The organism is Caballeronia sp. LZ032 (assembly GCF_031451315.1).
Classification (GTDB): domain Bacteria; phylum Pseudomonadota; class Gammaproteobacteria; order Burkholderiales; family Burkholderiaceae; genus Caballeronia.
The window spans coordinates 577,573-593,202 of the sequence record NZ_JARUXP010000002.1 but is presented as its reverse complement, the minus strand read 5'-3'; the positions used below and the strand labels follow the sequence as shown (position 1 = coordinate 593,202).

General features: G+C 64.4%; 14 protein-coding genes. 9 read left to right on the top strand and 5 right to left on the bottom strand.

Features of this window, described 5'->3' with window-relative positions; genetic code table 11:
- Nucleotides 1-10 precede the first annotated feature (10 nt).
- From QCE69_RS18170 to QCE69_RS18155, 4 genes are all read right to left on the bottom strand, one after another.
- Nucleotides 11-2,044: a tripartite tricarboxylate transporter permease gene (locus QCE69_RS18170; protein ID WP_309921161.1), complete on the bottom strand. Its 2,034-nt coding sequence runs from the start codon at nucleotides 2,042-2,044 to the stop codon at nucleotides 11-13.
- 64 nt (nucleotides 2,045-2,108) lie between these two features.
- Nucleotides 2,109-2,963 (bottom strand): amidohydrolase family protein, encoded by an 855-nt coding sequence (locus QCE69_RS18165; protein WP_309921159.1) that lies wholly within the window; start codon nucleotides 2,961-2,963, stop codon nucleotides 2,109-2,111.
- Nucleotides 2,964-3,019: 56 nt separating this feature from the next.
- Nucleotides 3,020-4,063: a tripartite tricarboxylate transporter substrate-binding protein gene (locus tag QCE69_RS18160; protein ID WP_309932144.1), complete on the bottom strand. Its 1,044-nt coding sequence runs from the start codon at nucleotides 4,061-4,063 to the stop codon at nucleotides 3,020-3,022.
- 188 nt (nucleotides 4,064-4,251) lie between these two features.
- Complete coding sequence (locus QCE69_RS18155) at nucleotides 4,252-5,238, bottom strand: LysR substrate-binding domain-containing protein (protein ID WP_309921154.1); 987 nt, start codon at nucleotides 5,236-5,238, stop codon at nucleotides 4,252-4,254.
- Between the two features lie 113 nt (nucleotides 5,239-5,351).
- On the opposite strand from QCE69_RS18155, the gene QCE69_RS18150 reads away from it, so the two are divergent.
- Nucleotides 5,352-6,371: an ABC transporter substrate-binding protein gene (locus QCE69_RS18150; protein ID WP_309921151.1), complete on the top strand. Its 1,020-nt coding sequence runs from the start codon at nucleotides 5,352-5,354 to the stop codon at nucleotides 6,369-6,371.
- Here QCE69_RS18150 and QCE69_RS18145 read toward each other — a convergent pair.
- The gene (locus QCE69_RS18145; protein ID WP_309932143.1) at nucleotides 6,368-7,114 is read right to left on the bottom strand and encodes an alpha/beta hydrolase; all 747 of its coding nucleotides are present in this window, start codon (nucleotides 7,112-7,114) and stop codon (nucleotides 6,368-6,370) included. The two genes, QCE69_RS18150 and QCE69_RS18145, sit on opposite strands and share 4 nt — an antisense overlap.
- 317 nt (nucleotides 7,115-7,431) lie before the next feature.
- Between QCE69_RS18145 and QCE69_RS18140 the strand changes: the two genes are divergently transcribed.
- The 8 genes from QCE69_RS18140 (at nucleotide 7,432) to QCE69_RS18105 (ending at nucleotide 15,612) form a co-directional block, all read left to right on the top strand.
- Nucleotides 7,432-7,905: a hypothetical protein gene (locus tag QCE69_RS18140; protein WP_309921144.1), complete on the top strand. Its 474-nt coding sequence runs from the start codon at nucleotides 7,432-7,434 to the stop codon at nucleotides 7,903-7,905.
- A 410-nt stretch (nucleotides 7,906-8,315) separates the two neighbouring features.
- Nucleotides 8,316-9,482: a M20 family metallopeptidase gene (locus tag QCE69_RS18135; RefSeq protein ID WP_309921142.1), complete on the top strand. Its 1,167-nt coding sequence runs from the start codon at nucleotides 8,316-8,318 to the stop codon at nucleotides 9,480-9,482.
- Between the two features lie 3 nt (nucleotides 9,483-9,485).
- Nucleotides 9,486-10,916 (top strand): 4-hydroxyphenylacetate 3-hydroxylase N-terminal domain-containing protein, encoded by a 1,431-nt coding sequence (locus tag QCE69_RS18130; RefSeq protein WP_309932142.1) that lies wholly within the window; start codon nucleotides 9,486-9,488, stop codon nucleotides 10,914-10,916.
- Between the two features lie 46 nt (nucleotides 10,917-10,962).
- On the top strand, nucleotides 10,963-11,676 hold the full coding sequence (locus QCE69_RS18125; protein WP_309921137.1) for a GntR family transcriptional regulator: 714 nt from the start codon (nucleotides 10,963-10,965) through the stop codon (nucleotides 11,674-11,676).
- Between the two features lie 51 nt (nucleotides 11,677-11,727).
- Nucleotides 11,728-12,753, top strand: a complete 1,026-nt coding sequence (locus tag QCE69_RS18120) for an extracellular solute-binding protein (RefSeq protein ID WP_309921134.1) — start codon at nucleotides 11,728-11,730, stop codon at nucleotides 12,751-12,753.
- Complete coding sequence (locus tag QCE69_RS18115; RefSeq protein ID WP_309921131.1) at nucleotides 12,750-13,892, top strand: ABC transporter ATP-binding protein; 1,143 nt, start codon at nucleotides 12,750-12,752, stop codon at nucleotides 13,890-13,892. The genes QCE69_RS18120 and QCE69_RS18115 overlap by 4 nt, the downstream gene beginning before the upstream one ends.
- Nucleotides 13,889-14,803, top strand: coding sequence for an ABC transporter permease (locus QCE69_RS18110; protein ID WP_309932141.1), 915 nt, complete (start codon nucleotides 13,889-13,891; stop codon nucleotides 14,801-14,803). Before QCE69_RS18115 ends, QCE69_RS18110 begins: the two co-directional genes overlap by 4 nt.
- Nucleotides 14,800-15,612, top strand: coding sequence for an ABC transporter permease (locus QCE69_RS18105; RefSeq protein WP_309814383.1), 813 nt, complete (start codon nucleotides 14,800-14,802; stop codon nucleotides 15,610-15,612). The genes QCE69_RS18110 and QCE69_RS18105 overlap by 4 nt, the downstream gene beginning before the upstream one ends.
- The last annotated feature ends 18 nt before the right edge of the window (nucleotides 15,613-15,630 follow it).

The following is a 15,630-nucleotide window of genomic DNA, read 5'->3' as shown; positions in this document are numbered from 1 at the left end:
CGATGATGAATCAGGCTCCGCCCAGTCCGGGCAACCACTGTCCGAGAAAGCTCTCCGGCCAAGGGATATGCAGGATCTGATCGAAGACGATGTACAGGAACACGGTCACGCACGCGGCGAGAATCAGGCTCAGCTTCCACGACTCACGGCCTTCGATGCGCATGTACGCAACGATCATCAGCGGCACCGTGGGCAGCATGCCGATCACCGACATGCAGGCGAGAAACGCGAGAAACCAGCTGAAAAAGCGGGCCGCACGCTTCAGCACGGTCCTGACGGGGAGCTGCTCGTCGTGGTCGCCGGATACGTCCATGTGAACGCCGCTGCTCGCCCGCGCCACGCCGTGCGCCGGAATCACGAAGACCTTGTACGCGAGGCTCAATGTTCCCGCGATGACGAGAATGCTCGCGACCACCGTCGGCCCGATGCGCGCCATCAGCAGCCAGTCCTGCGAGCTTGCCAGCATGTAAATCCCGACGATGATGAAGAACACATGCACCAGATCTTCGCGCTTGAAGTGCACCGAGCCGCTCGGCTTGAACTGCGCGAAGCCGCCGCTGCGCAAGGCCGTGAAGAGCGGCTTGAAGAACACCAGCGCGGCCAGCCCCAGCAACACGATGACGACAGGACGCGCGAGCCAGTCGGTCCCGTAGCGGACGAAGGAGATCGACATGTAGCGCTCCATCAGCACGCCGAGCACGAGGCCGAGGATCAGCGGCGGACGCGCCCACCTGAGCCGCTTCATGGTCCAGCCGATGACGCCCGCGATCAGCAACACGAACAGGTCGCCCCAGCTGCGCGAGCCCTGGAACGCGCCGACATAGATGACGGGCATGATGACCGGCAGAATGAGCGTATAGCGCAGCGTCGATACCTTCGCGAACTGGCCGCTCAACAGGAAGCACAGCCCCGCGCCGAAGATGTTGGCGAGCGCGATGGACCAGACCATCGAATAGGTGAAGTCGAGATGCTTGGTCAGCATGTCGGGGCCGGGGATGAAGCCGTGCACCATCATCGCGCCGAGCAGGATGGCCTGCGCCGCGCCGCCCGGCACGCCGAAGGACAGCATCGGCACGAGGCTGCCGCCCTCGCGCGCATTGTTGGCCGCTTCGGGCGCGATCACGCCGCGCACGTCGCCCTTGGTGAACGTCTCCTTCGCACCCTTCGCGGTCTGCAACGCATGGCCGTAGGCGATCCAGTCCGTCACCGCGCCGGTGATGCCCGGCACCGCGCCAAGGATCGCACCGAGACCGCCGCAACGCAGCACTAGGAACCAGTTGCGGAAGCTGTCGAGCACACCCTCGCGCATGCCTTGCCGCGACGTGAACTGCACGTTCTGCGCAATGGCCGCGCGGCGGATGGCCAGCTCGCACAACTCGGGCAACGCAAAGATGCCGAGGATGATCGGCACCAGCGGAATGCCGTCCTGCAGATAGAGAAGATTGCCGGTCCAGCGCATCTGTCCGGTCGCGACATTGGTGCCGATCATGCCGACCAGAATGCCGAAGCACGCGGCGACAACGCCACGAAGCGGCGCGTTGCCGGACAGCGCCGACACCATCGACACGCCGAACACGGTCAGCGACAACATCTCCGGCGTGCCGATGGACAACACGAACGGACGCACCAGCGGCAGCGACACCGCGAGAATGACCGCGCCGATCAGGCCGCCCATCAGCGAAGACATGTAGCAGGCGCTCAGCGCCCGCGAGGCTTCACCGCGCTTGGTCATCGGCAGGCCGTCGAGCACCGTGGCCTGCGACGCGGCATGGCCGGGCACGCCGAACAGCACGGCCGGAATCACGTCCGAGGTGGTGATGACGGACGCCATGCCGAGCAGCATCGCGAAGGCGGAATACGGGTCCATCGTGTAGGTGAACGGCACCAGCAGCGCGAAGCCCGTCAGCCCGCCGATACCCGGCAGCAAGCCGATCGCGAGACCGACCGCCACGCCGAACACGAGAAACATGATGCGGTGGAATTGCAGGAGCGTCGACAGCGCATGTCCGGCCGCCATCAACGTTGCATCGTTGAAGAACTCCATGTCTCATCCTGATGGAATGGCGAGCTGCACAGGCTCGCCTGTTATCGGTCGTGCAGGAACGGACTTAGCCGGCCAGCATCGGATACAGCTTTTTCGCGGTGCCGCCCCAGATCCAGGCGCGCTCGTCGTCGCTCAGGCCCGCGAAGCAGTCATTGCCTTGTGCAACGAGATCCTTCAACGGGCCGGCCGAAGCCGGATAGTTCGAGCCGAACGCGAGATGGTCTGCGCCGGACACCTCGACGAGCTTCGCGAAGAACGGCTGCGCACCGCCCGGCGCGGCCTGCGCGAGATCGAAGGTGCGCGGCGTGATCTTCATGTAGACATTGGGGAATGCGGCCAGCGCGAACAGGTCCGCGCAATTCGCATACGGCGGCCCGGCTTCGAGGTTGGGCCGGCCGCAGTGATCCAGCACGATGTTCACCGAAGGAAAGCGATGGGCCAGTTCCGCCACCATCGAAAGGCCTTCAGGCGTGGTCTGCACCGCCATCGTCATGCCGATCCCGGCGCAGCGTTCCCAGATCGGGAAGGTCGCGGGATTCACCAGCCAGCTGCCGTCGCTCTGATGCGTGGCGCCGCCGGTGAAGAGGCGAATGCCGCCCATGCCGCGAGCAAGCCAGTAGTCGAACGTCTGCAGTGCGTCGGGCGCGAGCAGGTCGAACGAATAGACGCCGGTGAAGCGGTCCGGATGTTGCGCGACGCTGTCGGCGACGTACGCGTTGTTGGTGCCGTAAGTCGTCGATGAATGCACGATCGCGGCCTTCGACACGCCCGCCTCATCCATCTCGGCGATCAGCTGCTCGAACGTGATGGGCCGCGTCGCCGACCACTTCGACCGGTGTCCGTGCTGAGGCGCGATCGGATACCGTGCCGTGTCGGTCGAGATGATGTGCGGATGAATGTCGATGATGTCGGGCGTCATGGGAAGCTACCGTAAGGGTGTTGATGTTCTCTCAGGTTCTTTCTCGCTGCGGCTGCTCAATGCGCGCTGAAGATGAGCTTGCGTGCATCGTCGAGCTGACGTTGGGGCGTCGCATACAGCTTCGCGATGATCTGTTCCACCGCATCGCCGCTGATGGGATCGATCGGATAGCCCGACTGCTTCATGGCGTCGATGAAATCCGGATCCGCGATGGTCTTCGCGAACGCCTCGCGCAGCGCATCGAGCCGGTCTTGCGGCACGTCCTTCGGCACGGCGATGGGACGCCCCGCCTGGAACGGCAGGATGAAGAGGTTGAACAGCGCCTTGACGTCCGGCTGCGTGATGTAGGAAGAGAGGTTCGGCACGTCGGTGTACCCGGCCGGGCTTTGCCAGCCCAGATGCAGCAGCACCTTCATCTTGCCGTCCTTGAGCAGCCGCACGGGTTCGCCCTGTTGCAGCCCGTCGATGGTGGAGGCCCAGCCGTCGACTTCACCGCGCTGCATCGCCAGATACACTTCGCCGCGGCCCGTATAGCCGGGCACGATGCTCATCTTCGCGCCCATGTATTCGTTCAGCAGCGCGGGCAGCGTGCGGTCCTCGTTGGCGAAGCCGGTCGCGCCGATATACATCTTCTTCTTGTTCAGGTCGTCCGCCGTGGAGACGCCGGAACGGGTCATCGAGACCAGGCAGTACTCCACCTTGTTGAGACTGCCGAGCCATCTCACCTTGCGCGGATCGAAGCGGTTCTGCCGCTCATCGAGCAGCGGGATGTACAGGTTGTTTCGTTGCAGGAAGCCGATCACGGTGCCGTCGCTCGGCTGCCGCGATTGCAGCGATGCCGCTGCCACCATGCCGCCCGCGCCCACCACGTTCATCACGATGGCCTTCGGATGACCCGGAACATACTTGACGAAGAAGCGTGAGAACTGGCGCGCGACGATGTCCGTCACCGTGCCCGCGTCCGCGCTGACCAGAAGCGTCAACGCCTTGCCGCGATAGAAGTCCGCGACCGACTGCGTGGATGCCGGGGCCGCGTAGGCATGTGCGGCGAAACCGAACAGCGTCGCGCAGGCGCAGAGCGCGGTCCTCAGATTCATCATCGTTCTCGTCTCCGTGTAGATGCGCGGAACTGTCCGTGGAATGGCCGGGAAAGCGTGCTTCCCGGTGGCAATTCGCGTCGTCGCCCGTGTCGTTGAGCGTGAATGAATTGTGCCAGCGCCTCGAATGGCCCGGTTTGAGAAAAACTGCGGGCCGGTTGAGGAAATGGTTAAGGGACTGACGGGAGGCGTCAGCCGCGCTTCTGGCCTTCCCGGGACAGGCGCTGTGCGGTTTCCTCGAGGCAGGAGATCATCAGTTGCGCGCTCGGCGTGAGCGTGCGGACGCGGTTCCAGAGCACGCCGGCGGGCCGCAGCAGGCGGGGAAGCGTGAGCGGCAGGGTATGGAGCGGCTGGGGCAGCGTGGCCTCGCGCGCGGAGGTGTCGGCCATGACGGCGATGCAGTCGGACACCTGCAAGTGCGCGCGGATCACATGCAGGGACAAGGTCTCGATGTAGTTGTTGGTCAGCGGCACGCCGTGGACTTCGAGCGCGCGCTCCAGCGGATCACGAAGAATGGAGCCCGCGGGCGGCAAGATCCACGGATAGGGCAACAGGTCCGCCCACTGCACGCTCTTCCTGCGCGCCAGCGGATGCTGCCGGCCCGTGACGAGCACGACGGGCTCCTCCAGCAGTTCCTTCTCGTCGAAGCTGCCCGGCGCATCCGGAGGCGGCAAACGGCCGACGACGAGATCGAGATGGCCTTGCCACAACTCCGGCAACAGCGACTCCGCGGACCCTTCGACGATCTTCACGTTGGTGCCCGGCGAGCGCTGCTTGAGCAGGTTCAACGCATGGGTCAGCAGACTGGACGCCGAGACGGGCAGCACGCCGATCTCGATCTTGCCTTCCGTGCCGGCGCTGAGGGCCTTCAGTTCGTCGATGGTCTGATGCAGCACATGCAGCATGGCCCGCGCGTGGCGCGTCAGGCATTCGCCGTAGGGCGTCGGCACCAGTCCCTGTGCCGTGCGCGTGAACAGCGTGAGGCCGAGTCCGCGCTCCAGTTCGGTCAGCGACTTCGAGACCGCGGCCAGCGTGACGTGCGAGACCTCCGCCACCTGGCTCAGATTGCGATAGGTATCGATGGTCACCAGCAAGCGCAAGTGCCGCGCCTTGAGGTTGATTTGCAGGTACCAGTCGAGTTCCGCCGACACGTTGCCTCCTCTCCCGGTATGAGTCATTCGTCAAGTCGTTGCCCATTTTACTCAATCGACCCGGCCGCGACGGTTCGGCACAATGCGCCCTCGTGCCAGCGCTTCCCGATTAATAACGACCGGCATCCGGAGACACTAAGATGACCTGTGATTTGAACCGTCGCGGCTTCTTGCGCAAGGCGGGCGCCCTCGGCGTGGGTCTCGCCGCGGGTCCGTTTGGCGCGCCTTATGTCGCACGCGCCGCCAACAGTGAAATCCGCATTGTCAGCAATCCGGGCCTGGAGAACGCGACGCTCAACGCGCTGATGGACGAACTGGGATACTTCAAGACCTATGACGTCGATGCGCGGATCATCCAGATCCCCGGCCCCACCGGTCCGTTCGACGCCATCGCGCGTGGCGCGGCCGACGTCTGCATGGTGTCGGGCTACAACCTCGTGCTCACGCGCATTGAACAGGGCGCGCCGGTGAAGATCGTCGGTGCGGGGATGAAGAAATGTGCGCTGACGGTGTACGCAAGGCCTGGCGGCGTGCGGACGCTTGAAGGGCTGGAGGGAAAGACCTTCGCGGTTGGCCCGCAGCATGGCCTGCTGCATACCCTGATGCTTCAGCTCTTGAAGGAGAAAGCCCTCGATGCTTCGCGCATCACCTTCGCCGATCATGGCAGCAACGAGCACTGTTTCGATGCGGTCGCAAGCGGCGCCGCCGATGCCTGCCTCGCCAGCATCTCGCATCTGAACGACGATAGAGGGCCGCAGGTCATCAGCGATGGCAACCTGTGGCAGGCGTTGCCGGATTGCGTGTTTCAAACGGCCTATGCGGCGGATGCGGCGCTCGGCGCGAAGCACGAAGGTCTGGTGGCCGTCATGGCCGCGTATGGCGCGCTCTATGACTATCTGATGTCGCCCGCCTCGCACGATGCTTTTATCGATGCTCGCAAACGGGCGCAGAAGCATTTCGACGCTGCATCGGCCGAGGCGATCTGGCGGTTCAACCAGAAGCAACGTCCGTACTCGCGCAACCTGGCGCTGAGCGAGCGCGAGATCGGTTATCTGCAGGACATGGATATCGGCGTCGGCAGCCTGAAGCGCAAGCAGCCGTTCAGTGCGGTGGCGGATATGTCGGTGGCGCGCGCGGCCGCAGCCCGTTTCGAGGCTTAGTCCTTCCTTGCCGAACGCTCCGCGATCCCGCGCATGATGGCCGCGAACGCGGCTGGATCTTCCGCACAGGACGTGTGGCCCGTATCGAGCACATGCAGCGTGGCGTGCGGCATCCCTGCCGCCAGTTCCTGCGCATGGGCCAGTGTGCGCGCGACGTCGGACTTCCCATGCACGATGGCAGCCGGCAAACCGCCAAGCCGGCCGAGCAAGGGCGTGAGATCCGTCTCCATCTGACTGCGGATGGCGGCGGCGACCGCTTCCTTGCGCACGCGCGAAGGGTAGTTGCGCACTTCCATCAGCAAGGGCTCTTCGGGAAGACGCAGGAAGCAGCGCGCCAGGAAAGCCTCCCAGAACTCGACGCCCCAGTCGGTTTCGATGCGCCTCACGATGGCATCGGCATCGCCATGACCACGCGTGTTGGCGCCGCTGTTCGACAGCACCAGCCCGCACACGCGCGGGCCGTCGCGTTGCATGTCCTGCAATGCGGCGAGCACTGCGAGCGGCGTGCCGAGCGAGTGGCCGACGAGCACGATGCGCGGTTCATCGGCGACGCATTGCAAAGCACGCCCGGCGATCGCTTCCAGCGAAAACGGGCCATCATCCTCGAGCCATGCGAGCGCCAGTGCGCGCAGGCCGGACAGACGCGCGGCCTCCGCGAACACGGCCGGACTGCACATGGCCCCGGGCAGGCAAACCAAGGTGGGCAGCGACCGGTCTCCGTCGCTGATAGGAAGGATGCGCATGCTGTTCGATGGAAGGTTGAGGCCGCAAGGGCGCCCGAAGGTGACCGACTTTATCAGATCGATCTGCGGCAGGCGTCCGCGCCGACACTAAAGCTCACCATGCCTCACGCATATCGCATGCAGAACACAAAATGCCATCCGGCATTTTGAACGCAAACGTAATGCGCCCGTTTCGACGGAGCGCAAGGCATCGGAAACCACGCTGAAAGCCTTGGCGGAACAGGATCCGGGCAGTGCGAGGGCCGGGCCACGTTCTTGCTGGCAGCGCCTCGGACGTCCTGTGATCCATCCATCTCTTCACTCGCCAAGGAGCCCTCTTGCGACGCTACACTTCCCTCCTCCTCATGTTCGTCACCCTGTTCTCCGGCTGTGCGGCTTACCGGACCCACGAGGCCCGCAAGGACTCGGGCGCGCTGATCGGCTCGAACGTACTCGACCTGGTGGCTGCTGTCGGCATTCCCGACAAGACCATGAAACTCGTGGACACGAACTCCCCGAATGACCGCATGGTCATGCAGTGGAATTTCTCCAATTCGGATGCCGCATTCGACCTGAACGTGATCCTGCTCGACCTCAAGATCGGCGGCGCGGGCAAGTGCAGCATGACCGCCACCGCCGACCGCTGGGGTGGCAAGGTCCTTTCGGTCAACTTTCCCCAGGCACACAGCGACAGCATGAATTCCGACTACAGCGCATGCGAACCGCTCGTGGAAGAAGCGCTTCAGCATCTGGCACATACACCCGTCGATCCGTCTTTCGACGCCTTCTCGCTGGTCGGCGCGGCGAAGTAACGATGGCATGACGGAGCATCGCAATGGTGCTCCACGCCCTGCTTTCCGATTCGAATAGCACGCGAGAGCCGGTCCGAAGCATGCGCTTTCTCGTGCTTCCTGCATGCAGCAAGTGTTGTTTTCTGCATGCAGCATCAAAAAAAATAAGCCCCGAAGTGGTTCCTCTCGGCCCTCGATCAGTGCATCGCGGGTGCATCATGCATCGCTTGCGGGCAAACACGACCATGCAAACGATCGCCCGCAATCCCTTATGGTGCATGGCTTTGCAGCCGGCCCTATGCATTCTTTCGACCGCATTCTTTTCCGGTTGACGCCAAAAAATCGACTTCATATCGTTCGTCGTCGCGTGCAGTTCTGCATGCAGAAAACAACGATGCAGGGGTGTTCCATCGCCCCGCCATGGAGCTTCGATGAACTTCGACGTCCGCGAGTGCAGGACCACGCTCGCGCAGCAATTGCCCGAGATGACGCACACGCTCGAGCGCCTCGTGAATATCGACAGCGGGTCGTATTGCGTCGAAGGCGTGAACCGGGTCGTCGACATCATGGAAGCCGGGCTGCGCACGCTCGGCTTCACGATCGACCGCCGGCCAATGTCCGCATGCGCGGATCAACTGGTTGCCACGCGCACGCTGTCCGGCAGGGGCCGCCTGCTGATCCTCGGTCACGCCGATACCGTATGGCCGGAAGGCACCGTCGCCGAGTGGCCCTTCAGCATCGACGGCGACCGCGCCACCGGCCCGGGCGTCGGCGACATGAAGGGCGGACTCGTGATGGCGCTCTCGTCGCTGCGCTATTTGTTCGCGCATGGCTTCGACGACCTCGCCTCCATCACCTTCTTCCTCGTGCCCGACGAAGAACTCGGCAGCGTGCACAGCCGCCCCGCCATCGAAGCGGCGGCGCAAGAAGCGGACTTCGTGCTGGTGCTCGAACCGGGACGCCCCGGCGGCGGGATCGTCACCGCACGCGGCGCGCTCGGCGCGTTCCAGCTCTGCGCTCACGGACGCAGCGCGCATTGCGCGGTGAACTACGCAAAAGGCGCGAGCGCGATCCGCGAACTCGCCGTCAAGGTCGAACCGCTCGAAGCGTTGAGCGATCCGGAGCACGGCGCAGTGGTCAACGTCGGCATGTTCCATGGCGGCGCGGCGCGTCAGGTGGTGCCGCCCGAAGCGCGGATGGATATCGACCTGCGGGCGCGCACGCAAGCGCAAGCCGACGCGATGATCGCGGAAATTCGCCGTATCGGCGCGGAACGGCGCAATGAAGGCGTCGCGCTCGATCTGCGCGGCGGCCTGACGCGCCCCGCCTTCACCGACGCCCACAACGGCCCGTTGCGCGACATCGCGCTCGACCTGGCCGCGCAACTCGACATTCCGCTGTTCGAAGTGCCGCCGACAGGCGGTGGCTCGGACGGCAATTTTTCGGCCGCACTCGGCATCCCGACGCTCGATGCGCTCGGCCCGGTCTGCGAGAACATCTGCGCGCGCGATGAATCCATTTCGCTCGCCAGTCTCGCCGAACGTGGCGCGCTCTTTTGCGGCCTCATCCTGCAACTCAATAACACCAGGAAGATTTGACCCATGGCACTGATGACGGGGGATCAATATCGCGCTTCGCTCCGCGATGGACGCGAGGTCTATATCTCGGGCGAGCGTGTCACCGACGTGACCACGCATCCGGCAAGCAAGCCGATGGTCGATGCAATGGCGCGCATGTACGACCTGCAGCACGACCCGCGCTATGCCGACGTCTTCGGCTATCGCACGGAAGACGGCGAGATGGCAAGCCGCGTGTACAAGCTGCCCGATACGCTCGACGACCTGCGCAACCGCCGCGAGATGACTGCTGCGGTGCTGAATGAAGTGAGTCCGGTGATCGACCGCTTCGGCGACGAAACCGTCACGCCGCTGTTCGTGATGAAGGACCGCAAGGACCTGCTCGACCGCTTCGACACGCGCTATGCGCAGAACGTGGAACGCTGGCTCTCGAAGCTGCAGCGCGAGAACCTCTTCATGACGAGCGGCAATACCGATCCGAAGGGCGACCGCAGCAAGCAGCCGTATCAGCAGGACGATCTCGACATGTACCTGCGCGTGGTAGAGGAACGCGACGACGGCATCGTAATTCGTGGCGCCAAGTATGAAACCGGCGCGTGCTATGCACACGTGGCGTTCTGCAAGCCGACCGTCGGCAACTGGATTCCCGAGAATCGCGACTACGCGGTGGCCTGCATCGTGCCGCTCAATTCGCCGAACGTGCGCCATATCTGCCGCGCGCCGCTGGAAGAGAAGCAGTCCGCCTTCGATCACCCGCTGTCCGCCCGCTTCGACGAACTGGACACGCTGATGGTGTTCGACAACGTGTTCGTGCCGTGGGAGAACGTGATCTTCTCGCGTCAGCCCGAACTCGCCAACCTGATTCGCCAGGATTTGCCGAAGTGGGCCGCGCAAGGTTTCTTGAACCGCTCGTATGCGAAGGCGGACCTGCTGGTCGGCACCGCGTTGCTGCTCGCCGAACAGACGCGCCTCATCAATGTGCCCGTGATCCGCGAAAAGATCGCGACGCTGATGGGGTTCCGCGAAGGCATCCGCTCGTTCATCCTCGCGTCCGAAGCCGCGTACGAAACCAGCCGCACCGGCATGATCATGCCGAACCAGTCCATCCAGAATGCGGGCCGCGTGTTCGCGTCGTCGAACTACTACACGATGACGCAGATCCTGCGCGACCTCGCGGGCGGCGCGGCCGTGATGGCGCCGGACGAAGCCACCTATAACAACCTGGACCTGCGCCGCGATCTCGAGAAGTACTACCGCATCGGCGAAGCAAGCGGCGCGGAACGTCTGCGCACGCTGAACCTCGCGGCCGAACTCACCGCGACGTCGTTCGGCGGCCGCATGCAGGCCTATCAGATGTTCGCCGAAAGCCCGCCGCCCGTGCAGGCGATGGCGCTCTTCAATTCGTTCGACAAGCAGGCCTCGGTGGCGCGTGCCCGCGCGCTGATCGGCGCCTGACGAGAAAGCAACGGCCTGGTCCGAAACCGCTTCCGGAGACACCTTCATGACCAACACCACCGACACGATCGACACACAAGCCGGTGATGCCGCGCTGCTGCTGCCGCCGAACGACGCCGCGCCCGAACGGGTCGCGGACCAGCTCTATCGCAAGCTGCGCCGCGCGATCATCGAAGGCCAGTTGCCCGCGCGCAGCCGGCTGATCGAAGTCGAACTGGCGCAAGCGCTCAACGCGAGCCGCACGCCGGTACGCGAGGCGATCTCGCGTCTCACGAGTGATCAGCTCGTGCGGCCGCTGAAGCATGGCGGCGTGGAAGTGGTGGATACGTCGAGCGAACTCGACGAGATCTACATGATCCGCGAAGCGCTCGAAGGCTGCGCGGCGCGGCTCGCGGCGGAGCGCATCACGGACGAGGAACTGAAGGTGCTCGATGGCCTGATCGACGAGACGCATGCGTCGATGCATGACATCGATGCACGCGTGCAGATCAACCAACGCTTCCACGAAGCGATCACCCGCGCCGCGCGCTCGGAACGGCTCGCGCGAATGGTCGAAAGCTTTCAGGAATTTTTCCTGAACGAAAAGATGCTCGCGAGCTACAGCCCGCGCGAAAGCCAGACGGCCATTGCGCAGCACAGCGAGATTGTCGCCGCGCTGCGGGCCCACGACAGCGCGCGTGCCGAGAAGCTGGTGCGCAAGCATCTCGAACAGGACAGGAAGCGTGCGCTGAAGGAAAAGGCCAAGGCCGCCTTGCGCTGAAACAGAACAGCTCGATTTTTTTATCAACGATTTCCACTACGGGGTAATGCAATGAACCTGAAGCTTGCAATTTCCCGCCGCGTCGCGCTTGCGACGGCGGCCGTACTGACCCTGCTGGGCGCGACCACCTCGCAGGCCGACGAAACCCGTTCCATCACGGTACTGTCCTGGGGTCTCACGTGGCAGACCGCGCTGCAGGCCGCGAGCGAGGCCTATACGAAGAAGACCGGCGTGAAGGTGAATCTCGTCACGCAGTCGTCGTCGGGCGAAGGACTCGTCAAGCTTCAGGCGATGAAGAGCGCGCCGAGCGTCGATGTGTGGCTCACCACCTCGTCCGTCGCGGAACGCGCGGTGACCGACCAGCAGTTGTTCACGCCGCTGCCCGCCGCGCAGATGCCGAACCTGAAGGACGTGATGCCCGGACTCGCGACGCCGAACTACGTCGCGCTGTATTCGTATCCGCTGTCGATCGTGTATCGCAACGACCTCGTGGACAAGCCCATCACGTCCTGGAAGGAACTGTGGGATCCGCGCTTCGCCGGCAAGATCGCCGTGCCCGCCATGGGCTTCTATCAGGGCCGCATGCTGATGATCGCCGCGAACGTCGGCGGCAAGCCGGGCTCGGCGGATACGGGCTTCGACATGCTGAAGAAGATCAAGCCGAACGCCGCCATGTTCTACAACTCGGACGCACAGGCACGCCAGGCGCTCGCGCAGGGTGAAGTGTCGGTGCTGATCGCGCCGCCGTCGCAGGCCAAGCGGGTCGCGGACGCGGGACGCCCGGTGAAGATCGTCAGCCCGAAGGGCACGCCGATGAACTCCGACGTCGCCGTGCTGGTGCGCACGCCCAACAGCGCGCTCGCCGCCGACTACCTCAACTTTTTGCTGAGCGCCGACATCAACGGCCAGATCGCTGAAAAGCTGAACATGAGCGCGATCAACCGCAAGTCGACGCAGCCCGCCGCGCTGGTGGACGCCCTGCCCAAGCCGGGCGACGAGATGGTGATCGACGAGAAGAACGTCAACGCCAACATCGGCGCATGGACCGACCGCTTCAATCAGGAAATCGCACGATGAGCACCCAACTGTCGGCCGCCGTGACGGCGCCGGATATCGCATCGCCCACACGCGGCGAGCCATTGTCGGTCATCGGCGTGCGCAAGCGCTACGGCGATTTCACCGCGATCGACAGTGTCTCGCTCGATGTTCCCGCCGGCGCGCTGCTCACGCTGCTCGGCCCGAGCGGCTGCGGCAAGTCCACGTTGCTGCGTCTGATAGCGGGCTTCGTCACCGCCGACGAAGGCCGCGTGACGCTCGGTCAGCGCGACGTGCTCGGTGTCGCGCCGCATCGCCGCGACACCGCCATGGTGTTCCAGAGCTACGCGCTGTTCCCGCACATGGACGTGCTGACCAACGTGATGTTCGGCCTGAAGATGCGCCGCGTGCCCGCTGCGGAAGCCCGCAAACGCGCGCTCGAAGCGCTCGAGATGGTGCGGCTCTCCGCACTGGCCGAACGCTATCCCGCGCAGCTGAGCGGCGGCCAGCAACAGCGCGCCGCACTGGCGCGCGCACTGGTCACGCAGCCGAAGGTCCTGTTGCTCGACGAACCCTTCGGCGCGCTCGACAAGAGCCTGCGCGACCAGATGCAGGTGGAACTGCGCAAGCTGCAACGCGCGGTGGGCGTCACGACCATCTGCGTCACGCACGACCAGCAGGAAGCGATGGCGATCTCGGACCGCATCGCGGTGATGAACGCGGGCCGCATCGAGCAGTGCGGCGCGCCCGCCGACATCTACGATCGCCCGGCCACGCGTTTCGTCGCGCAGTTCATCGGCACGTCGAATACCGTTACGGGCACACTGGCCGCCATGGAAGGCCAGCGCGGCGTGCTGAACCTGCCGGACGGCGGACGCCTGAGCGTGAGCGGGATCGCCGAGCGGCGCGTGGGCGACGCTGTGGACGTCACCATCCGTCCCGGCGCGATACGTCTCGCGGCAGCGGGCACGGCACGAACCGGCGTGCAGTCCGGCTCGCATCTCGTTGGACGCATCGCGCTCGCGATGAATCTCGGCGACAAGGTGACGTATGAAGTGGAATCGCATGGTCTGCGTTTGACCGTCGACGCACCGCGTCATGCCGGCGAGCCGGTCTTTCCCGAAGGCGCGCTGGTCGAACTCTCGATCGCTGTCGCGGACTGCATGGTGCTGCGCGCATGAAGAACCCGCCCATCATTGCTCCGGGCATTGCGCCCATCGTCGATTTCACGCCGCGCGTATCGCGCTGGAATCTCGCGCCGGCCGCCGTGGTGCTGATCGTGTTCTTCAGCGCCTATGCGATCTTTCTTTATACGAGCCTGCTGCATCGGGTGCCGGGACAGGCGGCCAGCGTCGGACCCATCAGTCTCGACAACTACGCCCGCTTCCTGCGCTCCGCCTCCGAGTGGCGCATTCTCGGCGCGACGCTTGGCATCTCCGCCGAACTGACCGTCGCCGCCGCGCTGGTGGGCTTTCCGATGGCGTATGTGATGGTGCGCTGCGCATCGAGCGGCTTGCGCCAGTTCCTGATGGTGTCGCTGGTCGTGACGTTCCTTTCCGGAACGGTCACGCGCGCTTATGCGTGGGTCATCATCCTCGGCAACAGCGGGCTCATCAATTCGGTGCTGCGCAAGCTCGGCGTGATCGATGCGCCGCTTCACCTGATCTACAACCAGGGCGGCGTCTTCGTGTCCCTGCTGCATTTCGTGATTCCCTTCTTCGTGCTCACGCTGCTCGGCCCGCTGAAGAACGTGCCGCGCGTGCTGGAGGAATCCGCCATCAATCTGGGCGCATCGAGGCTGTCCGCGTTCTGTCGCGTCACGCTGCCGCTCAGCGTGCCGGGCGTGATCGCGGCGAGTGCGTTGACCTTCGCGGTCTCGCTGAGCTCGTTCCTGTTTCCGCTCGTGCTGGGCGGCGGACACGTGCGCCTGCTGTCGAATGAGATCTACGAACTGATCTTCGTCGCGTTCGATCTGCCGTTTGCCGCCGCCACGGCGACTCTCTTTCTCGTTGTTTCGCTCGCGTTCGTGTGGCTGTTCTCGCTGTCGCAACGACTCGCCGGCGGTCATGTTGCCAGGAGCGCCACCCGATGAGCACCGCCCGTGAAGACTATCTCGCCTATGGCCCCGGCGTGCGTCTGTTCGCCGTCCTGGTCGGGCTGTTCATGCTGACGCCGGTGGTGTTCATCGTGTACTACGCGTTCAGCAACGACAGTTATTTTTCGTTGTCCCCTTCCGGCTTTTCCCTGAAGTGGTTTCAGCAATTTTTTTCCAGCGATTCGTTCCGCACGGCGTTCGGCACCAGCCTGCTGATGGGCGCCATCGTGACGCCGGTGAGCCTCATCATCGCGGTGCCGACAGCATGGGCGCTCGTGCGCGGCCGTTTCCGCGGCGTGGAGGCGATCAACGCGCTGCTGATGTCGCCGATCATCATTCCGGGCGTCGTGACCGGCATCGCGTTCCTGATCCTGCTGTATCACACCGGCATCGGCCCGGGATTCACCGGACTCGTGATCGCGATGATCTGCTTCACGCTGCCCTACTCCGTGCGCGCGCTCGTCGCGAACCTGCACGGCATGCGCACCGATCTCGAAGAGGCCGCGCGCAACCTCGGGGCGTCGAACTGGCAGGCCTTTCGCCTGGTCGTGCTGCCGCAACTGAGACCGGGACTGATCGCGGGCGGCACCTTCGTTTTCGTCGAGGCCATCGACAACTTCTCCGTCTCCACCTTCCTCGCCGCGCAGCACAGCACGACGCTGCCCGTCGCCGCCTATGCGTATATGCGCGACTTCGACGATCCCACTGTCGCGGCGATGTCGGCGGTGCTGATCCTGCTCTCCACGCTGCTCGTGCTCGTGGTGGGCCGGCTGATCGGGCTGGAGAAGATCTTCCGTGTCGAATGAGCGTGCCGCCCTCCACTG